This is a genomic window from Streptomyces sp. AMJ-169, assembly GCF_055597585.1.
Genome location: NZ_JBVLTJ010000005.1, coordinates 557,874 through 580,807, shown reverse-complemented (window position 1 = coordinate 580,807; position 22,934 = coordinate 557,874). Strand labels below are relative to the sequence as shown.

Sequence of the window (22,934 nt, the reverse complement as noted above, 5' to 3'; positions counted from 1 at the left end):
ATGAGTTCCGGCGCACCTGCTCATAACGCTTCGGTGCACAACGAAGGACCGGGCGCCGCGGACCGCGCGCCCGCAAGGCACCATGGACCGATGCGCGATGACGAGGCGGTCGGTGCCCAGGGGACGATCGGCGCCCTCGTCCATCGCGCGGTGGACGGCGACGAGCAGGCCACGCACGATCTGCTCGCCCACGTCCACCCGCTGGCCCTGCGCTACTGCCGCACCCGGCTGTCCCGGCTCCCGGGCGACGCGCGGCACTTCGTGGAGGACCTCGCGCAGGAGGTCTGTGTGGCCGTCCTGCTGGCCCTGCCGCGCTACCGGGACACCGGGCGCCCCTTCGAGGCGTTCGTCTTCGCCATCGCCGCCCACAAGGTCGCCGACCTCCAGCGCGCCGCGATGCGCCACCCCGGTTCGACGGCCGTCCCGTCCGACGAGATGCCCGAGCGGCCCGACGACTCCCTGGGCCCCGAGGAGCGCGCCCTGCTCAGCAGCGACGCCGCCTGGGCGAAGAAGCTGCTGGCCAACCTCCCCGAGAACCAGCGCGAACTGCTGCTCCTGCGGATCGCCGTAGGGCTCACGGCGGAGGAGACCGGGCAGATGCTCGGGATGTCGCCGGGGGCGGTGCGGGTGGCGCAGCACCGGGCGCTGAGCAGGTTGCGGGCGCTGGCGGAGCAGTGAGCGCCCCTCCCGGGTGACGCCTTGGTTGAACAGGCCGGGCCTTATTTCCGTACGAACATACGAAGCCCCACGTCACCTCGTACCGTGGAATTTGCGGACCCTGCTTCCCGTTAGCATGGACATCCGCACCGATCAAGGCCATTTGGGGAAGGTGTCATGACTGCCAACGTCGACGGAGTGCCCGACAAATTCGCGACTCTCGGGCTGACCTACGACGACGTGCTGCTGCTGCCGGGAGCCTCCGAGGTCCTCCCGAACGCGGTCGACACCTCGTCCCGCATCTCCCGCAACGTCCGGGTGAACATCCCGCTGCTGTCGGCCGCCATGGACAAGGTGACCGAGTCCCGGATGGCGATCGCGATGGCCCGCCTCGGCGGCGTCGGCGTACTGCACCGCAACCTGTCCGTCGAGGACCAGGTCAACCAGGTCGACCTGGTCAAGCGGTCCGAGTCGGGCATGGTCACCGACCCGATCACCGTGCACCCGGAGGCGACGCTCGCGGACGCGGACGCCCTGTGCGCCAAGTTCCGTATCAGCGGCGTCCCGGTCACCGACCCGGCCGGCAAGCTCCTGGGCATCGTCACCAACCGCGACATGGCCTTCGAGAGCGACCGCGCCCGCCAGGTCCGCGAGGTCATGACCCCGATGCCGCTGGTCACCGGCAAGGTCGGCATCTCCGGCCCCGAGGCCATGCAGCTGCTGCGCAAGCACAAGATCGAGAAGCTGCCCCTGGTCGACGAGTCGGGCGTCCTCAAGGGCCTCATCACCGTCAAGGACTTCGTCAAGGCCGAGAAGTACCCCAACGCCGCCAAGGACGCCGAGGGCCGGCTGCTCGTCGGTGCCGCCGTGGGGGCCAGCCCCGAGGCCCTGGAGCGCGCTCAGGCGCTCGCGGAGGCCGGGGTGGACTTCCTGGTCGTCGACACCTCCCACGGGCACAACAGCAACGCCCTGAGCTGGATGGCGAAGATCAAGTCCAGCGTCGGCGTGGACGTCATCGGCGGCAACGTCGCGACCCGCGACGGCGCCCAGGCGCTCATCGACGCCGGTGTGGACGGCATCAAGGTCGGCGTCGGCCCCGGCTCGATCTGCACCACGCGCGTGGTCGCCGGTATCGGCGTCCCCCAGGTCACCGCGATCTACGAGGCATCCCTGGCCGCCCGCGCGGCCGGCATCCCGCTGATCGGCGACGGCGGCTTGCAGTACTCCGGCGACATCGGCAAGGCGCTCGCCGCCGGCGCCGACACCGTCATGCTGGGCTCCCTCCTCGCGGGCTGCGAGGAGTCCCCGGGCGAGCTGATGTTCATCAACGGCAAGCAGTTCAAGTCCTACCGGGGCATGGGCTCCCTGGGCGCCATGCAGTCGCGCGGCCAGGGCAAGTCGTACTCCAAGGACCGCTACTTCCAGGCCGAGGTCTCCGCCGACGACAAGCTCGTCCCCGAGGGCGTCGAGGGCCAGGTGCCCTACCGGGGGCCGCTCTCCAACGTGCTGCACCAGCTCGTCGGCGGTCTGCGGCAGACCATGGGCTACGTCGGCGCGGCCACCATCGCGGAGATGGAGTCCAAGGGACGCTTCGTACGGATCACCTCGGCGGGTCTGAAGGAGTCGCACCCGCACGACATCCAGATGACGGTCGAGGCGCCGAACTACAGCAGGAAGTGACGCCCCGCGCGCGGGAAGCGTTCGTATGACCGGCTGACGGCGGCCCCGGGATTCCCCGGGGCCGCCTTCGTCGTACCGGCCCGCAGTCGTTGTCGTAGCCGTCGGTGATACTGGGAGACGCCGAGACGCAACAGGAAAGGCCACAGACGTGACTGAGATCGAGATCGGGCGCGGCAAGCGCGGGCGGCGGGCGTACGCCTTCGACGACATCGCCGTCGTCCCCAGCCGCCGTACGCGGGACCCGAAGGAGGTCTCGATCGCCTGGCAGATCGACGCCTACCGCTTCGAGCTGCCCTTCCTGGCCGCCCCCATGGACTCGGTCGTCTCCCCGGCCACCGCGATCCGCATCGGCGAGCTCGGCGGCCTCGGCGTGCTCAACCTCGAGGGCCTGTGGACGCGGTACGACGACCCGCAGCCGCTGCTCGACGAGATCGCGGAACTGCCCTCCGAGGCGGCGACCCGCCGCCTCCAGGAGATCTACGCCGCCCCCATCAAGGAGGAGCTGATCGGCCGCCGCATCAAGGAGGTGCGCGACGCGGGCGTGGTCACCGCCGCCGCGCTCTCCCCGCAGCGCACGGCCCAGTTCTCCAAGGCCGTCGTCGACGCCGGGGTGGACATCTTCGTCATCCGCGGTACGACGGTCTCGGCGGAGCACGTCTCGGGGTCGCACGAGCCGCTGAACCTCAAGCAGTTCATCTACGAGCTCGACGTCCCTGTGATCGTCGGCGGCTGCGCCACCTACACGGCCGCCCTGCACCTCATGCGCACCGGCGCGGCGGGCGTCCTGGTCGGCTTCGGCGGCGGCGCCGCGCACACCACGCGCAACGTCCTGGGCATCCGCGTCCCCATGGCGACGGCGGTCGCCGATGTCGCCGCGGCCCGCCGTGACTACATGGACGAGTCGGGCGGCCGGTACGTCCACGTCATCGCCGACGGCGGTGTCGGCTGGTCCGGTGACCTGCCCAAGGCGGTCGCCTGCGGCGCGGACGCGGTCATGATGGGCTCTCCGCTGGCCCGTGCCACCGACGCGCCCGGCAAGGGGCACCACTGGGGCATGGAGGCCGTCAACGAGGAGCTGCCGCGCGGCAAGAAGGTCGACCTCGGGACGGTCGGGACGATCGAGGAGGTCCTGACGGGGCCGTCCCACACGCCCGACGGTTCGATGAACTTCTTCGGGGCGCTGCGGCGGGCCATGGCGACGACCGGGTACAGCGAGCTGAAGGAGTTCCAGCGGGTGGAGGTCGCTGTCGCGGACTCGCAGGATCGGCGGTAGCGGGTGCGTCCGGCGTAGGGGGCTGTGCTGCGCTGTATGACGCTGAGGTGAGGGGGCGGTCGCTCTTGGGGTGGCCGGCCCTTTTTGCGTGCCCTGGGGTGTTGTTGTGGGGGTGCTGTTCTGGGCTTGAGGGGCCTTGTGGGGGGCGCGAGGGGTGAGGTGGGGGCGTGTGGTGGTGACGGGGGTGGGAGGAAAGGTTTCGGCTTTTTCTGGGGCGATAGCGTCCTCTGTGTGGCGTTCCAGGTTTCTGGGAGCGCCCCCTTCCAAGGATCTGATCCGGACCCGAGCCCTCGGGGCCCGGCCCGATTCTGACGAGCCGTTCACCGGGCTACTGGGCGGCATCGTGGAAGGGGGCGTCCATGGGACGTCATCGCAAGCCCACCCGCTGGGACCGGATTCGTCTTCGGATGGTCCAGTTCAAGAGGAGGTGGGTCTTGCGTCTGTTCGGATGGTGAGCGGCCGCCCCCAAGTCACCTAGGGGCGGACACTCCGTGAACCATCCGGGAGCCTGCCGCAGTAAGCCGCTGCGGTGGGCTCCCACTCTTAGGCGGGATGGTGAATGGCCGTCCCCACGTAACCTAGGGGCGGACACTCCACTGTCCATCCACGGGCCTGCCACAGTGCCCACTGCGACTGGCCCCGCCTGCTCCCAAAGTACTGGCCCCGGATGCCATGCGCCACCAACCCCAGAAGTGCGCTCTCTTCGCGCGCCCCCGGCTACAACCGGTGCGCCGCCCCCGTAGGAGTGGCCCCCCGGGTGTCCAGGAGGAGTTGGGCCTTGACCGACAGGCCCTGGAGGTCGTAGGTGCGGTGCTGTTGGAGGAGGATCGTCAGGTCGGCGTCGGCTGCGGCTTCGTAGAGGGAGTCCGCGCGGGGGACGGGGCGGTCCAGGACGTTCCAGGAGGGGACGTGGGGGTCGTGGTAGCTGACGGAGGCGCCCAGTTCCATGAGGCGGACGGCGATCTCGTGGGCCGGGGTGTTCTGCTGGTCGGCGAGGTCCTGCTTGTAGGTGACGCCCAGAAGGAGTACGCGGGCGCCCCTGGCTGACTTGCCGTGTTCGTTCAACAATGCGGCGGCGCGCTGGACGACGTACCGGGGCATGCGGGTGTTGACCTGCTGGGCGAGTTCGACCATGCGCAGGGGGCCGCCGGGGTGGTCCAGGGGGATGGAGTGGCCGCCGACGCCGGGGCCGGGGCGGAAGGCGTGGAAGCCGAAGGGCTTGGTCTCGGCGCAGCGGATGACGTCCCACAGGTCGACGCCGATGCGGTTGCAGAGGATCGCCATCTCGTTGACGAGGGCGATGTTGACGTGCCGGAAGTTGGTCTCCAGCAACTGGACGGTCTCCGCCTCGCGCAGCCCCCGCGCGCGGACGACTTTGTCGGTGAGGCGGCTGTAGAAGGCGGCGGCGGACTCGGTGCAGGCGGGGGTGAGGCCGCCGATGACCTGGGGGGTGTTGGCGGGGGTGAAGGCGCGGTTGCCGGGGTCGACGCGGCTGGGGGAGTGGGCGAGGTGGAAGTCGCGTCCCGCGCGCAGTCCCGAGGTCTCTTCCAGGAGGGGGCGCAGGAAGTCCTCCGTCGTCCCCGGGGGGACGGGTGATTCGAGGATGACGGTGGTGTGCGGGCGCAGGTGCCCGGCGAGGGTGCGGGCGGCGGCCTCCACCTGGCTGAGGTCGAGTCCGCCGTCCGCGTCGCGCGGGGCGGGCGCGCAGATCACCGCCGTGCGCACGCGCCCGAGTTCGGCCGGGTCGGTGACGGCGCGGAAGCCCCCCGAGAGCATCCGGCGCAGTTCGGCGGGGCTGAGGGAGCCGGGCTCGGGGCCGGTCCGGTAGCCGATGGTGGGGATGCCGGCGGCGACCGCGGCCTGGGCCAGCGGCAGGCCGAGCGGGCCGAGTCCGATGACGGCGAGATCTGCGGGCATGGCGTGGGCCGTCCTTCCCAGTGGCGGGACCTAACCGAAGTGAGGTGAACGCGCAAGCCCGGTGGTCTGGATGAGCGAGCGCAATGTCAGACTAGGAGTAAATATGACCGTTATGTTGGATTGCTGATATGTCGGCAGGCCGTGTTGTCCACAAGCGGCGGGTTGTCCACAGGTCGGGTGCGACTGGTGGCCGAACTCGGGCAAGCCGGTCAGAATTTGGACAGGGCGCCGCCGGGGCGGGACGGCGGGGGCGGCAGGCGTGGGGGATGCGACAGGTACGGCGGGACACGGCAGGTACGGCCGACAGGCGGGAGACAGCGGTGAGGACAGCGACACTGGGCCCGGCGCAGCGTGCGCAGGCCCTCGCGGCGATGGCCGAGCGCGAGCTGGACGTGCTGGTCGTCGGCGCCGGAGTGGTCGGCGCGGGCACGGCTCTGGACGCGGTCACGCGGGGCTTGTCGACCGGCCTGGTCGAGGCCCGTGACTGGGCGTCGGGCACCTCCAGCAGATCCAGCAAGCTGATCCACGGCGGACTGCGCTACCTGGAGATGCTCGACTTCGCCCTCGTGCGCGAGGCCCTCAAGGAACGCGGCCTGCTCCTGGAGCGGCTCGCACCGCACCTGGTGAAGCCGGTGCCGTTCCTCTACCCGCTCCGGCACAAGGGCTGGGAGCGGCTGTACGCGGGCTCGGGCGTCGCGCTCTACGACGCGATGTCGATGGCCCGAGGCCACGGCAGGGGCCTGCCCACGCACCGCCACCTGAGCCACCGTCACGCCCTGCGCGTGGCCCCGGCGCTGCGCAAGGACGCGCTGGTCGGCGCGCTCCAGTACTACGACGCCCAGATGGACGACGCCCGGTTCGTCGCGACGCTGGTGCGCACGGCCGCGTCGTACGGCGCGAAAGCCGCTAACCGCGCGCGGGTGACCGGGTTCCTGCGGGAGGGGGAGCGGGTCGTCGGGGCGCGGGTGCAGGACGTCGAGGCGGGCGGGGAGTACGAGGTCCGGGCCCGGCAGATCGTGAACGCGACCGGGGTGTGGACCGACGACACGCAGGCGATGGTCGGGGAGCGCGGGCAGTTCCACGTGCGGGCGTCCAAGGGCATCCATCTGGTCGTGCCGCGCGATCGCATCAACTCCTCGACGGGGCTGATCCTGCGGACCGAGAAGTCGGTGCTGTTCGTCATCCCCTGGGGGCGGCACTGGATCGTCGGGACGACCGACACCGACTGGGACCTCGACAAGGCGCATCCGGCGGCCTCCAGCGCCGACATCGACTATCTGCTGGAGCACGTGAACTCGGTGCTGGCGGTGCCGCTGACCCGGGACGACGTGGAGGGCGTCTACGCCGGCCTGCGGCCCCTGCTGGCGGGCGAGTCGGACGCGACGAGCAAGCTGTCGCGCGAGCACACCGTGGCGCATCCGGTGCCGGGGCTGGTCGTCGTCGCGGGCGGCAAGTACACGACGTACCGGGTGATGGCGAAGGACGCCGTCGACGAGGCCGTCCACGGTCTCGACCGGCGGGTCGCCGAGTGTGTCACCGAGGACGTGCCGCTGCTGGGTGCCGAGGGGTACCGGGCGCTGTGGAACGCGCGGGCGCGCACCGCCGAGCGGACGGGGCTGCACGTCGTGCGGATCGAGCATCTGCTGAACCGATTCGGCGCCCTGGCGGAGGAGGTGCTGGAGCTGATCGCCGCCGATCCGTCGCTGGGGGTGCCGCTCCAGGGCGCCGACGACTATCTGCGCGCCGAGGTCGTCTACGCGGCCTCCCACGAGGGCGCGCGGCACCTGGACGACGTCCTGACCCGCCGCACCCGCATCTCCATCGAGACCTTCGACCGGGGCACCCGGTCCGCCCGCGAGGCCGCCGAGCTGATGGCGCCGGTGCTGGGCTGGGACGCCGGACAGGTGGACCGGGAGGTCGAGCACTACGAGAAGCGGGTCGAGGCGGAGCGGGAGTCGCAGCGGCAGCCGGACGATCTGACGGCGGACGCGGCGCGGTTGGGGGCGCCGGACATCGTGCCGCTGTAGCTCCGCCGGCCCGAGCCTCCGTCAGAAACGGTCCTGCCAGAAACGTTTCCGCCCCCCGCCGCGAACGTCACCCGATCGAGCGACCCCCTGGCGGGATCTCCGTCGCGGGCCCGGCCGTTCTATGAATAGCGAGGGCAGAACTCGGCGGCGAGCAAGGCCGGTTCGAGGTCGGGGTCGGCCAGCGTGGTGGTGTTCACGCGGAAGGTGAGGACGCGCCGGCCGTCGAGGGTGGCCGCGGTGCGCACGTAGCTGCCGGAGATACGGCCGTTGTGTCCCCACACCGTGAGCCCGCAGGGGAGCTTCGCGGGGAAGAGGCCCATGCCGTACGCGCCGTGTGCGGTGCTGGTGTCGAGCATCTCGTGGAGCTGACGGGCGGGCAGCAGCTCGCCGCCGAGCAGGGCGGCGTAGAAGCGGTCGAGATCGGCGAGGGTGGTCACCAGCTCGCCCGCGGCTCCGGCCACCCGCGGGTCGAGGGAGGTGACGTCGGAGCCGTCGGCCGCGTAGGCCCGGCCGTGCGGCCGGGGGAGAGCGGTGCGGGAGCCAGGGAAGGAGGTGCCGGACAGACCCAGCGCGGCGATGACGCGGCGCTCGGCCTCGGCGGCGTAGGAGTGACCGGTGACCTGTTCGACGACGAGGCCGAGCAGAACGTAGTTGGTGTTGGAGTAGGCGAAGCGGCCGAGGTCGGCCGGAGGGTGGGTGAGGGCTGTACGGACGGCTTGGACAGCGGTGACGGGGACGGCCCCGCGGGTGTCCCGGGTGAAGTCGTAGAGGCCGCTGGTGTGGGTGAGCAGGGAGCGCAGGGTCAGCGCGCGGCCGTCGTTGCCGGCTCCCCGCACCAGGCCCGGCAGGTGCTGCTCCACCGTGTCGGACAGCGAAAGCCTTTGCTCCGCGGCGAGTTGGAGGACCACGGTGGCGATGAAGGTCTTCGTCAGGCTGCCGGCCCGGAAGTGGTCGCCCTGGGCGATCCCGGGACCGGCCGCCGCGAACCGGGTCGTGCCGCCCTCCCGCGCCAGCAGGGCGGCGGCCGGCGCCTTCCCCCGGGACAGCAGCAGCGGCAGCAGCGCGTCCGCCGGAGCGACGGGCAGCGCCCGTGAGCCGGCCGTCGTCGCCCCGAGCAGTGCCAGTACCACGAGGGCGACCAGCAGGCCGCGGATCGGCGGCATCGCGAAACCCCTTCTGTAGCAAGGGACATGATGCAGGGTAGGGCGCGGGCGGCCGAACGGGGGCGGGAGCTGGGGAGGTTCGGGAGAGATGCGGGAGAGGGGGTTGTGGCGGTTGTGACGGAGATGGGGGTGGGCGGGTCCGGAGCGGGGTGTACGGATTGGCCGGAATGGGCGGAGGCGGGTGTGCGGGGAAGGGCCCCCTGGGCGTCGGACGCTTGGCGGGTGGGGGACAATGGAGGCTCTGTCAGGGCGGGTTGCATGAGGGGACGCATGTCGGAGGCGGAGCGGGCGGGGACATCCCGTCAGGACAAGAGCGCACGTCTCCTCGCCGGGCGGTACCGGCTGGGAGGCGTACTCGGCCGCGGCGGCATGGGTACGGTGTGGCGCGCGGAGGACGAGACGCTCGGGCGGACGGTCGCCGTCAAGGAGCTGAGGTTCCCCTCGAACATCGACGAGGAGGAGAAGCGGCGCCTGATCACGCGGACGCTGCGCGAGGCGAAGGCCATCGCGAAGATCCGCAACAACAGCGCCGTGACCGTCTTCGACGTGGTCGAGGAGGACGACCGGCCGTGGATCGTCATGGAGTTGGTCGAGGGCAAGTCGCTCGCGGAGGTCATCCGTGAGGACGGGCTGCTCGCCCCCCGGCGTGCGGCCGAGGTCGGGCTCGCGATCCTCGACGTGCTGCGCTCGGCGCACCGCGAGGGCATCCTGCACCGCGACGTGAAGCCGTCGAACGTGCTGATCTCCGAGGACGGCCGGGTCGTCCTCACCGACTTCGGCATCGCCCAGGTCGAGGGCGACCCGTCGATCACGTCGACGGGCATGCTCGTCGGCGCCCCCTCCTACATCGCGCCGGAGCGCGCGCGGGGGCACAAGCCGGGCCCGGAGTCCGACCTCTGGTCGCTCGGCGGCCTGCTGTACGCGGCCGTCGAGGGCGCCCCGCCCTACGACAAGGGCTCCGCGATCGCCACGCTCACCGCGGTGATGACCGAGCCCCTGGAGGAGCCGAAGAACGCCGGCCCCCTGCGGGACGTCATCTATGGGCTGCTCACCAAGGACCCGGCCCGCCGGCTCGACGACGCCCGCGCGCGGGCCATGCTCGACGACGTCATCCACGCCCCCGAGCCGAAGCCGGCCCCGCCGGCGGAGGTGACCCGGGTCGTGCCGCTGCCGCAGCAGCCCGCCGCCCCGGAGCGCGCCGAGGGGGCGCGCGGAGGACTGCGGGCGCCGAAGAAGAAGGCGCCCGTCGCGGCCGGGACCGCCGCCGCGGGCCTCGCGAAGACCACGACGACCGTGTCGCCGTCCACCGGGGTCGCCGGCGGGCGCAGTTCCGGCTGGCCGGTCATGGAGCCGCCGGACCTGCCCGCGCGGCCGGCGCCGAGGGCGCCGCTGACGGACGTGGTGCCGAAGCGGACGCTGGTCATCATCGCCGTGGTCGTCGTCCTGGCCGTGATCGGCACGGTCCTCGCGGTGACGCTCGGCGGGGACGACGCCACCTCCTCCGACGGCGCGAACGGCGGCGCCAAGGCCGTCGCGAGCGAGAGCGCGTCCGTCGGCACCAAGGAGGACGGCTCCGACGCCCGTACCGACGGGTCGGCCGGGAAGAGCACCGGGAGCGGTGCGAGCGGGGAGAGCGCCAACTCGGCCAGTCCCAGCGGCGGTACGGGCGCACAGGTGACGCCCTCGGCCGGCGCGGCCGTCTCGACGTACAAGGGCGGCCAGGGCTACTCGATCGGGCTGCCCGACGGCTGGAAGTTCCAGACCACGGGCTCGGCCGGGGACCGCTTCACGGGGCCTGACGGGCAGAAGCTGCTCATCGCGTGGACGACGACGCCGAAGGGTGACCCCGTCGCGGACTGGGAGAACCAGGAGAAGTCCATGCGGCGCTCGCAGTACCAGAAGATCCGAATAGAGGCGGTGGACTACCGGGGCTGGAACACGGCCGACTGGGAGTTCACCTACACCGAGGGCGGGACGTCGTACCGGACGGTCGACCGGGGGTTCGTCGTCAGCGACAGCCAGGGGTACGCCCTCATGTACACGGCGAAGGCGTCCGACTGGGACGGCGAGCTGCGCCAGGCCACCTGGGCGACGTTGACGGAGAGCTTCCAGCCCAAGAAGTGAGCGGCGGCGCGAGCCTGATATGCCCGGGACGGAACGGGATATAAGGCATCCCCGCTTTCCAGGTTGCCTCCGGCACGTATCGTGAGTGCTCGCGGACCGTACACATCCGGCTAGAGGTGGGTAACGGAGCGCCAGGCGAACGGAATTGAGCGGAGCGGCGGCCGGGGGAGGCAGCATGGACGACTACGCGGGCCGGGTGCTGGCCGACCGTTACCGCCTGCCGCTGCCGCCCTCCGAGGCGTACGAACTCAGCGAGACCCGCGCCTTCGACACCTACAGCGGACAGGAAGTCCTCGTCCGGCAGGTGCCGTTGCCCGAGGTCGTCGAGGCCGAGGTGCTCGACGCCGAAGGCCTGCCCGAAGGCTTCACCGCGCGCGACGGCGGATACGGCGCCGCGAGCACCCGCCGCCCGGCCGACCCCGTCGTACGCCGCGCCCTGGAGGCCGCCCAGGCCGCCGCGCGGATACCCGACCACGCCCGGCTGGACCAGGTCTTCGACGTGTTCGCCGAGGGCGGCTCGCTGTGGATAGTGAGCGAACTGGTGGGCGCCCGCCCGCTCGCTGCGCTGCTCGCGGACAAGCCGCTGACGCCGTACCGGGCCGCCGAGGTCGCCTCCGACGTGCTGACCGCGCTGCGCGTGCTGCACGCGCACGGCTGGGTGCACCGCAACATCACCGCGCGGACGGTCCTGGTCTGCGAGGACGGCCGGGTGGTGCTGACCGGTCTCGCCGTCGGCGCGGCCGAGGAGGCGCTGTGCGGGTACGACCCCGTGCCCGCCGAGGACGGTCCCCTCGGCGGGGGCGCGGCTCCGTCCGGCGGGGCGGCGCTGTCCGGTGGGGCGCCCGCGCCCGGGGAGGGGTACGTGCGGGGCGACGGGTACGCGCGCGGGGAGACGTCCGCGAACGATGCCGCCCGCGCGCGGATCGCCGACGTCGAGGCCGCGCGGCGCGCCGCCATCGAGGCCCGGCCGACCGGGCGGCTGCCGGGTGAGCCGGCTCTCCCGGACGGCGGGAGCGGTGAGGTCGTGCGGCGGCAGGCGCCCGTGGAGACCGGCGGCGACATCCGTGCCGCCCGCGCCGGTGCCATCGCCGCCTATCGGGCCGGGGCCCGTGCCGCGGCCCGGGTCCAGGAGGCCCAGCAGAACGACCGGACTCCGCCGCCGTACGGTCCGGGTGGTGCGCCGCACGGGCAGATCGCCGATCCGTACGGTGTACAGGCGCGGCCGGGGTCGTCGGCGGGGGCGTTCGGCGCTGCGGAGTCGGCCGGCGCCGACATCAACGCTGGGCCCGACGCCGGGCCCGGCGTCAACACGGGCCCCGACGTCAATGGCGGGCCCCCCTCTTTCGCTCGACGGAGTGACGGCGGGGCGGGAACTGCGGCCGGCGTTCGGGGCGTTCACTCCACAGACACCGCGCATCGTGCCCATCCGTCCCCGAACTCACGACCCGTCACCGCCCTCGCCGCCGAGCGGGCCCGCCAGGCCCGGATGGCGGTCGTGGGTCCCGTCACCGAGCGCTGGTCCCCGGAGCAGGCCGGGCCGGTGCACGAGAACTGGCAGCTGGCCGCGCCCGTGGGACCGGCCACCGACCTGTGGGCGCTCGGCGTGCTGCTCTTCAAGGCGGTCCAGGGGCACGCGCCCTACCCGGAGGAGTCGACGGCCGAGCTGGTGCAGATGGTCTGCGCCGAACCGCCCGCGTTCGCCGAGGAGTGCGGCCCGCTCAGGCCGGTCGTCGAGTCGCTGCTGCGCCAGGACCCGACCGAGCGGCCCGGGATAGAGGAGCTGCGCGGCTGGCTGCGCTCGCTGGTCCGCTCGGCGCCCGAGGCGGAGGCGGGGGCGTACGTCGTGGCGACCCCGCCCGCCGACCCGCGCCGGCTGCCGATCATCCGGCGCAAGGGCGAGCTGGTGCGCAGGCGCAAGGCCGGGCTGCCCGCGAACGGTCCGCACGGGCGGCACAAGCGGGACCGGGAGCGGAGCGGTTCGCCGCGCAGTCTGGGGCGGACGCTGCTGCTGGTCGTCCTGCTGCTCCTGGCGGGGGCGGTGGCCTACGCCATGCTGTTCCTGCCCAAGAAGACCGACGAGGGCGCGGCGGGGGCCGCCGGAGCGGTCGGGGCCACCCAGCCCGCCGGGGCGAGTGCCCCGCCGCCCGCCGCGAGCAGTGAGCCCCGGCCCGAGCAGAGCGCCCCGGACTCGGGGACGACCACGGCGGGGACGGCCACGCAGGCCGGTTCGGGGACGGAGGCCGCCGCCGGGTTCACGCTGCGCACGGACGCCGCCGGGTTCAAGATCGCCGTCGCCAATGGGTGGGAGCGGACGCCGAAGAACGGGCGGGCGCAGGTCGTCTACGCGCACGGGGACTTCGAGCTGATCGTCGTACCCGGCCGGGACAGCGCGGCGGCGGACGGGGGGGATCCGATGGTGTACCAGCGGGACAAGGAGAGCGAGTTGCAGCCCTACCGGGACTCCAGCTGGGCCACCGCGTCGGGGCTGCGGAGCATCACGGTCGGGCAGACGGAGATGGCGGAGGGGCAGTTCACCTGGACGGATGACGGCGGGGCGGAACTCTTCGTCCGCAACCGGGTGGTCCTCATCGCGGGGCGGTATCACATCGTGCAGGTCAGAGGGCCGGAGGCGGAGCGGGACGAGGTGACGAGGCTGTACGAGCAGGCGGCGGACAGCTATCAGTACACCGGCTGACGGCGGCGGGGGCCGGCGGGCGGACCGGGCGGATCGGGCGGTTCATCCGCGGGGGCCGAAGCGACAACGGTCACAGTGCTGTACCCATGGGCCCTCCTTGGTTTCCCGGACGTCGCGCGGTCTTTACGCTGAGCCTGTCAAGAGCATTGCGGGGCAACGTGAATCAGATGCAGGGCCTGCTCCTCGCGGGCCGCTACCGGCTCGTCGACTCGATCGGCAGCGGCGGGATGGGCCGTGTGTGGCGTGCCCACGACGAGCTGTTGCACCGGGCCATCGCCATCAAGGAGCTGACCGCCGCCCTCTACGTCGCCGAGGGCGACCAGGCCGTCCTGCTGGCCCGCACCCGCGCGGAGGCCAGGGCGGCGGCGCGGATCAACCACTCGGCCGTGGTCACCGTCCATGACGTGCTGGAGCACGACGGCCGGCCGTGGATCGTGATGGAGCTGGTCGAGGGGCGTTCGCTCGCCGACGCCGTCAAGGCCGAGGGGCGCATCGAGCCCGCCGAGGCCGCCCGGATCGGCCTGTGGGTGCTGCGGGCCCTGCGCGCCGCGCACTCCGCGGGCGTCCTGCACCGCGACGTCAAGCCCGGCAACGTCCTGCTCTCCAAGGACGGCCGGGTGCTGCTCACCGACTTCGGCATCGCCCAGATCGAGGGTGACACGACGATCACTCGTACGGGTGAGGTCGTCGGCTCGGTCGACTACCTCGCGCCGGAGCGCGTGCGCGGGCACGACCCCGGGCCCTCCTCCGACCTGTGGGCGCTCGGCGCGACCCTCTACACGGCCGTCGAGGGCCGCTCGCCCTTCCGCCGGACCTCTCCGCTGAGCACGATGCAGGCGGTCGTCGAGCAGGAGGCCGCCGATCCGCAGCACGCCGGCGCGCTCGGCCCGGTCATCGCCGCCCTCCTGCGCAAGGACCCCGCGACCCGCCCCGGCACGGCCGAGGCCGAGCAGTTGCTCGCGGAGGCTGCGGAGGGGCGGCGTCCGCATGGGGCGCAGGCGTACATCGCGACCCAGTACGGCGGGGGTTTCGGCGGGTCCTCGGGGGCCGGGGACAGCTCGGGCGCCGGGCTGCGGGGGCAGGGTGAGGGCGGGTCCGGGTTTCCGCCGGCCGCGGAGAGCGCTTCGGGTTCCGGGGCGCTGCCGGGGGCGGAGAGCGGGTCCGTGCCGTGGGTGGAGCACGGGTCGGGTTCGGGTTCCGGTTTCGGCGGGACGTCGGGGGGCGGTGCTGGTTACGGGCCCGGGGGGACCGTCGTCGACGGTTCCGGTCCGCTCGGGGCGGGCGGCTTCGACTCCGGGTCCTCCGGGGGCGGCGCGCATTTCTCGGACGGGGTGGGAACTCCGTACGGGGGCGGCGCGTTGGACCCTGTGAACACCACGAACACCGCGTCGTCGTACGGGAACAGCAGTGGGCCGGGGGGCCGGGGCTCCGGGCCGCAGCATTCGGCCAAGGCGGGCGGGCAGCCGCCGAGGCGGCGGAGGCTGCGGACGCTCGCGCTGGTCGTCGTGCTCGCGGCGCTGGTCGGCGGAGGCACCGCCGTCGCGTTCCAGAAGTGGGACGAGGGGCGGCAGAGCGGGCAGGCGGAGCCGTCGCCTTCCGTGAGCGCGTCCGTCGGCGGGGGCAATGTGCCCGACTCGTGGGTCGAGGTGAGCGACCCGCTCGGGTTCGGGCTCTCGCTGCCCGAGGGCTGGAAGCGGCAGGTCTTCCAGATCGACGGCGACCTGAAGCAGATCGACTACACACCGGACGGCGGCCGGCACTTCCTGCGGATCGCCATGGACACCTCGCCCGACTACGCCGACCCCCACGCCCACCAGCTCGACCTGGAGAAGCAGCTCAAGCGGCTCGTCGACTACCGGCGGGTCAAGCTGGAGCAGAACCTCTACCGCGACCGCAGCGGCTCCGCGTGGGAGTACACCTGGACCGCGCTGGCCAAGGACACCAAGTTCCCCGGCCCGCGCCGCGCGACAGAGGAGACGTACATCGCGCACGACGGCACGGAGTACGCGATCTACATGTCCTCCCCGGCGGCCGACTGGGCGACGGCCGCCGAGCAGTTCCCGTCGGTCCTGCGGGGGTGGCGGGAGGCGGGCGGCTCGTCCTGAGGCGTGCCCGCCGGGAAGGGGGCGTGCTCCGGAGGGGCGGCCCGCCCTGACCCGCGGTCACCGGGCCCCGGCGGCGCGCGGAGTTGGCCGGTCGAGGGCCGGGAGGGGCGGGGGTGGTGCGGCATCATGGGGGCATGCGCAACGAGGGGGACGGCCTCCGGGTGATCGCGGGGCGGTACCGGCTGGAGACCCGGCTGGGGCGCGGCGGGATGGGGGTCGTCTGGCAGGCCGTCGACGAACTGCTCGGGCGGCGGGTCGCCGTCAAGGAGCTGGCGCTGGACGCCGGGCCGCAGGACGAGGAGGCCCGGGGGCGGCGGGAGCGGGCGCTGCGGGAGGCGCGGGCGGTCGCGCAGCTGCGGCATCCGCAGGTGATCGTGGTGCACGACGTCGTCGAGGACGGCGAACGGCCGTACATCGTCATGGAGTTGATCGACGGCGGCTCGCTCGCCGACCGGATCGCGGCGGACGGGCCGGTCGACGCGCGGGAGGCGGCGCGGATCGGGGTCGCGCTGCTCGGCGCGCTGCGTACGGCGCACACGGCCGGGGTGCTGCACCGGGATCTGAAGCCGGCGAACGTGCTGATCGAGCGGGACACCGGGCGGGTCGTCCTCACCGACTTCGGGATCGCCCAGGTCGCGGGGGCCACGACGCTCACCGAGACCGGGTCCTTCGTCGGCTCGCCCGAGTACACCGCGCCCGAGCGGATGTCCGGGGAGCGGGCCGGACCCGAGTCCGATCTGTGGTCGCTGGGCGCCTTGCTCTGCGCGGCCGTCAGCGGGACCTCGCCGTTCAAGCGGGACTCCCTCGGCGGGATCCTGCACGCCGTCGTCGTCGCCGACATCCGTACGCCCGAGCAGCTCGGGCCGCTGCTGCCGGTCGTGCGGGGGCTGCTGGAGCGGGAGCCGGGGCGGCGGCTGGACGCGGCGGGGGCCGAGCGGATGCTGCGGGGGTTCCTGGAGACGGGGCGGGTGCCGGGGGACGGGGGGACGGAGGGGGTGGCTGTCGGGGTCGAAGGGGCGCGGGTCGGTGGGGGGCGTGCGGGAAGGGCGCGTGTCGGAGGGGCGAATTCCGGAGAGGCGGCTTCCGCTGAACTTCCCGGCGGGCGGGGTGAGTTGACGGTCGGCGGCGAAGTCCCGCTGTTTCGTGGCGGGTTGACGGCCGAGGGCGGGGTGCGGGGGGCGGCCGGGCGGGAGACGCGGCTCAACCGGAGTGTGCTGGTCGCCGTGTTGCTGGTCGCGGCGATGGCCGGGGCCGGGGTGTCGGCGGCGGCGCTGCTGCTGGGGCGGGACAGCGGGGTGGGGGAGGTGCCGGTGAGTTCGGCGCCGCACACGTCGTCCATGGTCACCCCCTCCCGGCTGCCCGCCTCGGCGTCCGGGGTGCCCGTCGCTCCGGGGGCCGCGGTCAGTCCGAGCGGGGCTGGCGGGCTGCCTTCCGCGCCCTCCGGGTACCGGCTCGCGCAGGACGCCGCGGGGTTCTCGCTGGCCGTGCCCGAGCAGTTCACGCGGAGCGTGGAGGGGGACCGGGTGTTCTATCTGTCGCCGGACGGCGCGTTCCGGCTCGGGATCAAAGTCGCCGCACCCCAACCCGGCGGCCCGCTGGGGGTGATGGAGCGCGCGGCGGCCAAGGGGCCGCAGACGAACCCCGGTTACCACGACGGCCAGGTCACCGAACAGGAACACCGCGAACTGCACGCTGCCCTCTGGGAGTTCACCTGGAACGGGTTCACCCCGGCGGAGGGCGCCCGGCACACGTACGACCTCTGCTGGGAGGAGGGTGGCAAGCTGTACGACGTGTGGGTGTCGGCGCCGGTGGGGCGGGTGCGGGAGGCGCGGGAGTACTTCGACGTCGCCGTCGATACGTTCACCGTGCGGATGTGAGGGGCGTCAGGTCACGGCTCTGTGACCGGTCGGCGTCCGCTGTGGATCGGGGGGATGAGGAGTGACGGGGGCGGCCTCGGTGAGGTCCGGAGTACGGCGACTTTCATCTGCAACCGCCGGTTCCGATGGCTTCCGAGCCCGGTGCCGGGCGGCTGGTCGCCGGGCGTTACTGGCTGCTGGCCCGGCTCGGGCATGGTGGTATGGGGACCGTGTGGCGGGCCGAGGGCGAGGTGGTGCGGCGGGGGGTCGCCGTCAAGGAGCCCCGGATTCCGGAGCACCTTCCCGATCGGGAACGACGGAACGCGTACGAGCGGATGCGCCGGGAGGCGCGGGCGGCGGCGCGGCTGGATCATCCGGCGGTGGTGCGGGTGTACGACGTCGCGGAGGTCGACGGCCGGCCGTGGCTGGTGATGGAGCTGGTCCGGGGGCGCTCGCTCGGTGACGTGCTGCACGAGGGCACCCTGGACGCGCTTGAGGCCGCGCGGGTCGGGCTCGCACTGCTCGGGGCGCTGGAGTCGGCGCATGCGGCGGGGGTGCTGCACCGGGACGTGAAACCGGAGAACGTCCTTCTTGGGCCGTACGGGCGGGTCGTGCTGACCGACTTCGGGATCGCGCGGATCGAGGGGGAGACGCGGCTCACCGACACCGGGGGGTTTATCGGGTCGCCCGAATTCGTCCCGCCCGAGCGGGTGTTGGGGCGGGGGCCCGGGCCTGAGTCCGATCTGTGGTCGCTGGGGGTCGTGCTGTATGCGGCGACCGAGGGGGTTTCGCCGTTCCGGCGGGGCAATACTCGGGCGACGTTGCAGGCGGTGCTTCATGCGAGTCCGGCGCCTTCAACTTCCGTGTGTGGTCCGTTGGTTGAGGTCATCCATGGGTTGCTGGCGAAGGATGCGGGGCGTGCGTTGGGGAGGGCGCCTATTGGAGGGGCGTGCTTTGGCGGGGGCGGTTCTGAGGAGGCCGGTTCTGGGGAGGGCGTGTTCTGGAGGGAGGGCGCTCTGGGTGTGTGCTCTTACGCGTTGCTCGCGTCGACAATCGGCGGCCTCGCGGGGTACTCATGAGGCATGAGTGACGATCAGGGTGCCGAGGACGCCGGTGACGACAAGGGCCGTACGGTCGGTGGGCGTTATCGGCTGCTCGGGGTGATCGGGGGTGGTGGGACGGGGACCGTGTGGCGGGCCCTGGACGAGGTCGGCGGGGGTGAAGTCGCCGTCAAGCAGCCTGAGTTGCCTGGTGAGCCGGGGGATCCGGTGTATCGGCGGGCCGCTCATCTTCTCTATCGGGAGGCGCGGTCGGCGGCGCGGGTTCGGCATCCTTCTGCGGTCGTCGTCCATGATGTGCTCACCGAGGGTGCCGGTGAGGATCAACTTCCCTGGATCGTCATGGAGTTGGTCTCCGGCGAAGCCTTGCGGGACGTTCTTGTGCGGGGGCCGCTCGGTGTTTCCGAGGCGGCTCGGGTCGGGCTTGCCGTTCTCGGGGCGTTGCGGGCCGCGCATGAGGTCGGGATCGTGCATCGGGATGTCAAGCCGTCCAATGTCCTGCTTGCCGCGGACGGGCATGTCGTTCTCACCGACTTCGGGATCACGCATCCTCAACTCGCCTCATCTGAAGCGGACTTCACCGTCGAGGAGGCCGAACATCTCGCTCCCGAGCGGACGTCCGGGGAACATACCGGTGCCGAGTCCGACCTGTGGTCCCTTGGGGTTCTGCTGTACACCGCTGTCGAGGGGGTGTCCCCGTTCCGCCGTGCGACGGGTCGGGAGACGCTTGCCGCAGTCCTTGCCGCCGATCCGCCCGAACCGCGAAATGCCGGTGCTCTGGGGCCACTTCTGTTGGGGCTGCTGGCCAAGGAGCCGGGGGAGCGGCCGGGGGTGGGGGTGGTGGAGAGGGGGTTGCGGAGGGTTGCGTACGAGGGCGGCGTCGAGGGGGTGGAGGTCGATTTTCGACGGACGTCTGCTGAGGTGCCGGAGGCCATGGTGGAGGTCACGCTTCAGCGGACGCCCGCTGAACGGCGGGCTCTGGCGGGGCAGTTGCCCGTACCGCAGGATTCGGCAGGGCGGTCTCCTGTGCCGCAGGCTCCGGCTGCGCGCCGCGCCGGGCGGCGGGCCTCGACAGGCCGCGCCCCTGAGCTGTCGGCCTCGGCGCCTCAACTCCCCGAGCCGTCGGCCTCGATGCCTCAGCTCCCGGAATCCCAGCTTCCCGAGTCGCCGGGCTCGGTGCCTCAGCTTCCCGAACCTCACCTCTCCGAGTCGCCGGGCTCGGAGCCTCAGCCCTCCGAGCCGTCGGCCTCGACACCTCAGCCCCCCGAGTCGCCAGGTGCGACGCCTCACCCCTCCCAGCCGTCGGCCTCGACACCCCACCCCTCCGAACCCCAGCCCCCCACCCAACTCCCCCCGAAACCCCGCCCCTTCGACCCTCGTCCCCTCCACCGGCACCCCTTCACCCTCGCCCTGGCCTCCGGACTCCTCGTAGGCGGCGGCTGGTTCGGGACCGTGTTCGTGCTCGGGGTCGATGGTGAGGCGCGTACCGAGGAGACCGCTCGGCACAGCGCCGCGCCCGAAGTGTGGGTGGCGCACGAGGAGTTGGGGGCCGTGTTGTCGTTGCCCCGGCAGTACGGGGAGGGTGCCGCGGAGAGCGGGGACGGGTCTCGGTCGGCCGTCTATACGTTCGGCGGCGTCGAGATCCGGCTGACCCGCTGGGACCGTGCGCCCGGGGCGCCGGAGGAGCGGGTGCGGGCGGAGTGGGGGCGGTACGGCGAGCGTGCGCGTACGCGGGTGACGCGGACCAGCCTCCAGGGGCATGACGCCGTCCTCGCCGACACCGTGCACGAGTCCTCCCGGGTGATCGAGCTGATCGTGCTGACCGACGACGGCCGCATGTACGAACTGCGCGCCGCCATGCCACAGGGGACGTCCGCCGAGCGGCAGGGCGCGGCGGTGTTCGAGACGGCGCGGGAGCGGCTGGAGATAGCGGGGGCGGGGACGGGGTCCTGAGCGGGGGCGGTCGGCATGAGCGGGGGCCGGCTGGCGTGAGTGGGGCGGGCTGTCGAGAGCGGGGGCTGTTCTGGACGGCAGCAAACATCTCCCGAGCTGCCGGGCACCCCTCGCCGGCACGCCCTGAGCGGCGTCCCCGGGCGGCGGCCCCCCGGCGGGTGGCGCCCCCCTGAACGGCAGCACCCCCCGAACCGGCACGCACCCCGTGCCCGAGCAGCGGCCGGCCCTCTGATCCGGCCAGCCCGCCCCGAGTCCGCCGACCCGCCCGAGTCGGCTGGCCCGCCCCGAGTCGGCAGGCCCTCTGCGCAGCAGCAACCTCCCGAACCGTCATGCACCCCCTGCCCGAGTGGCAGACGCCCTGATCCAGCTGGCCGGCCCCGAGTCGGCAGGCCCTCTGCGCAGCAGCAGCCTCCCGAACCGTCACGCACCTCCTGCCCGAGCAGCGGCCGACGCCCTGATCCAGCAGGCCCGCCCCGAGTCGGCAGGCCCTCTGCGTAGCAGTACCCCCCGAATCGCCACACACCCCCTGCCCGAGCAGCGGCCAGCCCCCTGATCCGGCCAGCCCGCCCCGAGTCGGCAGGCTCCCCGCGCAGCCCCCCGCAGCAGCCCCCCGAGCCATCACGCACCCCCTCGGCCCGCACGCCCAGAGCCGCCGCGCCCCCCGCCCCAGCCACCCCCCAACACCAGCCCCCCACCATGTGCAAGTGCCGTGAATCCGTGTTACCCACGGATACCCAAACGCCTGACCCCCGGAATACCCTGCGCGCATGACGGACTCGACCCGCGCGCAGCCCCCGCAGAGCACCGGCACGAACCCGATCACCCAGCCCCCGCAGAACACCGGCACCAACCCGACCGCCCAGCCCCCCGCAGGAGCCCGTACCGCCGTCGACGTCGTCACGCCTGAGCTGATCGCGCAGCTCACGAAGGGGGTGGTGGGCTCGGGGCGGGTGGTCAGTCATGCGCCGTTCAGTGGGGAGAAGCTCGCTGATCTGCCCGGGGCGACGCCCGAGGACGTCAGCGAGGCGTTCGAGCGGGCGCGGGCCGCGCAGGGGGTGTGGGCGCGGACGCCGGTGCGGGAGCGGGCCGCCGTGCTGCTGCGGTTTCACGATCTGGTGCTTCAGCGGCAGGCCGAAGTCCTGGATCTCATCCAGCTGGAGACCGGCAAGGCCCGGCTGCACGCGCACGAGGAGATACAGGCCGTCGCCATCGCGGCCCGGCACTACGGGCGCAAGGCGGCGGCCTATCTGAAGCCCAGGCGGCACACCGGGGCCATTCCCGCGCTGACCCGCGTCACCGAACTGCGCCATCCGCGCGGGGTAGTTGGGCAGATAGCCCCGTGGAACTACCCGTTCGAGCTGTCCGTCGGCGACGCCCTCCCCGCCTTCGCCGCGGGCAACGCCGTCGTGATGAAGCCCGACACCGAGACCTGCCTGACCGCGCTGTGGGCGAGGGACCTGCTCATCGAGGCCGGGCTGCCCGCCGGGGTGTGCCAAGTGGTCATAGGGGACGGGCCGGTTGTGGGGCCCGCGATCGTCCGGCAGGCCGACTACATCTCCTTCACCGGCTCCACCCGCACCGGCCGCGAGGTCGCCCAGGGCGCGGCGGCCCGGCTCGTCGGGGTGTCGCTCGAACTCGGCGGCAAGAACGCCATGTTGGTCCTGGCGGACGCCGACGTCGAGAAGGCGGCGGCCGGCGCGATCCGCGCCTGTTTCTCCTCGGCGGGCCAACTCTGCGTCTCCATCGAGCGGTTGTACGTCCACGAGCGGATCGCCGACGTCTTCCTGGACCGCTTCGCCGCCCGCACCCGCGCGATGCGGCTCGGCAACTCCCTCGCGTACGGCGCGGACATGGGCTCGCTGGTCGGCGAACGCCAACTGGCCACCGTACAAAGGCATGTCGACGAGGCCGTCGCCAAGGGGGCGACCCTCGTCGCGGGCGGGGTGGCGCGGCCGGACATCGGGCCCTACTTCTACGAGCCGACGATCCTCGACGGGGTCGAGGCGCCCATGTCCGTGTGCACGGAGGAGACGTTCGGGCCCGTCGTCTCCGTCTACCGTTTCGCCGGCGAGGACGAGGCCGTCGAGCTGGCCAACTCGACGCCGTACGGGCTGAATTCGTCCGTCTGGACCAAGGACGGGCGGCGTGGGCGGGCGCTCGCGGCGCGGCTGCGGACCGGGACCGTGAACATCAACGAGGGGTACGCGCCCGCCTACGGCAGCGTGCGGTCGCCGATGGGCGGCATGAAGGACTCCGGGCTCGGGCGGCGGCACGGCTCCGAGGGGATCCTCAAGTACACCGAGGCGCAGACGGTCGCGCAGCAGCGGCTGGTGCCGATGGGGCCCTCGCTGGGGATGGACGACGAGCAGTACGCCCGCCTCATGAGCCGCGGCCTGCGGGTCATGAAAGCGTTCCGGTTCCGGTAG

The 22,934-nt window shown here is 72.7% G+C and carries 12 protein-coding genes and 1 pseudogene; 11 read left to right on the top strand and 2 right to left on the bottom strand.

Features of this window, described 5'->3' with window-relative positions:
• Nucleotides 1-90 precede the first annotated feature (90 nt).
• From ACYUD3_RS15840 to ACYUD3_RS15830, 3 genes are all read left to right on the top strand, one after another.
• Complete coding sequence (locus tag ACYUD3_RS15840; RefSeq protein ID WP_470969650.1) at nucleotides 91-678, top strand: sigma-70 family RNA polymerase sigma factor; 588 nt, start codon at nucleotides 91-93, stop codon at nucleotides 676-678.
• Nucleotides 679-834: 156 nt separating this feature from the next.
• Nucleotides 835-2,337 (top strand): IMP dehydrogenase, encoded by a 1,503-nt coding sequence (gene guaB / locus ACYUD3_RS15835; protein ID WP_470969647.1) that lies wholly within the window; start codon nucleotides 835-837, stop codon nucleotides 2,335-2,337.
• 148 nt (nucleotides 2,338-2,485) lie between these two features.
• Nucleotides 2,486-3,610, top strand: a complete 1,125-nt coding sequence (locus ACYUD3_RS15830) for a GuaB3 family IMP dehydrogenase-related protein (RefSeq protein ID WP_470969644.1) — start codon at nucleotides 2,486-2,488, stop codon at nucleotides 3,608-3,610.
• A 717-nt stretch (nucleotides 3,611-4,327) separates the two neighbouring features.
• On the opposite strand, the gene ACYUD3_RS15825 is transcribed toward ACYUD3_RS15830, so the two are convergent.
• Nucleotides 4,328-5,527 (bottom strand): nucleotide sugar dehydrogenase, encoded by a 1,200-nt coding sequence (locus ACYUD3_RS15825; RefSeq protein ID WP_470969642.1) that lies wholly within the window; start codon nucleotides 5,525-5,527, stop codon nucleotides 4,328-4,330.
• A 320-nt stretch (nucleotides 5,528-5,847) separates the two neighbouring features.
• On the opposite strand from ACYUD3_RS15825, the gene ACYUD3_RS15820 reads away from it, so the two are divergent.
• Nucleotides 5,848-7,554, top strand: a complete 1,707-nt coding sequence (locus tag ACYUD3_RS15820) for a glycerol-3-phosphate dehydrogenase/oxidase (protein ID WP_470969640.1) — start codon at nucleotides 5,848-5,850, stop codon at nucleotides 7,552-7,554.
• A 119-nt stretch (nucleotides 7,555-7,673) separates the two neighbouring features.
• Here the strand turns inward: ACYUD3_RS15820 and ACYUD3_RS15815 are convergent, their stop codons facing one another.
• Nucleotides 7,674-8,717 (bottom strand): serine hydrolase domain-containing protein, encoded by a 1,044-nt coding sequence (locus ACYUD3_RS15815; protein ID WP_470969637.1) that lies wholly within the window; start codon nucleotides 8,715-8,717, stop codon nucleotides 7,674-7,676.
• Nucleotides 8,718-8,987: 270 nt separating this feature from the next.
• Between ACYUD3_RS15815 and ACYUD3_RS15810 the strand changes: the two genes are divergently transcribed.
• From ACYUD3_RS15810 to ACYUD3_RS15780, 7 genes and pseudogenes are all read left to right on the top strand, one after another.
• Complete coding sequence (locus tag ACYUD3_RS15810) at nucleotides 8,988-10,841, top strand: protein kinase domain-containing protein (RefSeq protein WP_470969831.1); 1,854 nt, start codon at nucleotides 8,988-8,990, stop codon at nucleotides 10,839-10,841.
• A gap of 175 nt (nucleotides 10,842-11,016) precedes the next feature.
• The gene (locus ACYUD3_RS15805; RefSeq protein WP_470969635.1) at nucleotides 11,017-13,536 is read left to right on the top strand and encodes a protein kinase; all 2,520 of its coding nucleotides are present in this window, start codon (nucleotides 11,017-11,019) and stop codon (nucleotides 13,534-13,536) included.
• 167 nt (nucleotides 13,537-13,703) lie between these two features.
• Nucleotides 13,704-15,641 carry a serine/threonine-protein kinase gene (locus tag ACYUD3_RS15800; RefSeq protein WP_470969632.1) on the top strand — a complete coding sequence of 646 codons (1,938 nt, stop codon included), beginning with the start codon at nucleotides 13,704-13,706 and terminating at the stop codon, nucleotides 15,639-15,641.
• A 134-nt stretch (nucleotides 15,642-15,775) separates the two neighbouring features.
• The gene (locus ACYUD3_RS15795; protein WP_470969629.1) at nucleotides 15,776-17,518 is read left to right on the top strand and encodes a serine/threonine-protein kinase; all 1,743 of its coding nucleotides are present in this window, start codon (nucleotides 15,776-15,778) and stop codon (nucleotides 17,516-17,518) included.
• A 54-nt stretch (nucleotides 17,519-17,572) separates the two neighbouring features.
• Nucleotides 17,573-18,417, top strand: a pseudogene (locus tag ACYUD3_RS15790) (serine/threonine-protein kinase); the annotation flags it as partial.
• Between the two features lie 162 nt (nucleotides 18,418-18,579).
• Complete coding sequence (locus ACYUD3_RS15785; RefSeq protein ID WP_470969627.1) at nucleotides 18,580-20,508, top strand: protein kinase domain-containing protein; 1,929 nt, start codon at nucleotides 18,580-18,582, stop codon at nucleotides 20,506-20,508.
• 767 nt (nucleotides 20,509-21,275) lie between these two features.
• Nucleotides 21,276-22,934: a succinic semialdehyde dehydrogenase gene (locus ACYUD3_RS15780; protein ID WP_470969624.1), complete on the top strand. Its 1,659-nt coding sequence runs from the start codon at nucleotides 21,276-21,278 to the stop codon at nucleotides 22,932-22,934.

Coding starts and splice junctions, on each gene's coding strand:
- ACYUD3_RS15840 (WP_470969650.1), top strand. CDS start 91: ATGCGCGATGACGAGGCGGTCGGTGCCCAGGGGACGATCGGCGCCCTC.
- guaB (WP_470969647.1), top strand. CDS start 835: ATGACTGCCAACGTCGACGGAGTGCCCGACAAATTCGCGACTCTCGGG.
- ACYUD3_RS15825 (WP_470969642.1), bottom strand. CDS start 5,527: ATGCCCGCAGATCTCGCCGTCATCGGACTCGGCCCGCTCGGCCTGCCG.
- ACYUD3_RS15815 (WP_470969637.1), bottom strand. CDS start 8,717: ATGCCGCCGATCCGCGGCCTGCTGGTCGCCCTCGTGGTACTGGCACTG.
- ACYUD3_RS15810 (WP_470969831.1), top strand. CDS start 8,988: ATGTCGGAGGCGGAGCGGGCGGGGACATCCCGTCAGGACAAGAGCGCA.
- ACYUD3_RS15805 (WP_470969635.1), top strand. CDS start 11,017: ATGGACGACTACGCGGGCCGGGTGCTGGCCGACCGTTACCGCCTGCCG.
- ACYUD3_RS15800 (WP_470969632.1), top strand. CDS start 13,704: ATGCAGGGCCTGCTCCTCGCGGGCCGCTACCGGCTCGTCGACTCGATC.
- ACYUD3_RS15795 (WP_470969629.1), top strand. CDS start 15,776: ATGCGCAACGAGGGGGACGGCCTCCGGGTGATCGCGGGGCGGTACCGG.
- ACYUD3_RS15785 (WP_470969627.1), top strand. CDS start 18,580: ATGAGTGACGATCAGGGTGCCGAGGACGCCGGTGACGACAAGGGCCGT.
- ACYUD3_RS15780 (WP_470969624.1), top strand. CDS start 21,276: ATGACGGACTCGACCCGCGCGCAGCCCCCGCAGAGCACCGGCACGAAC.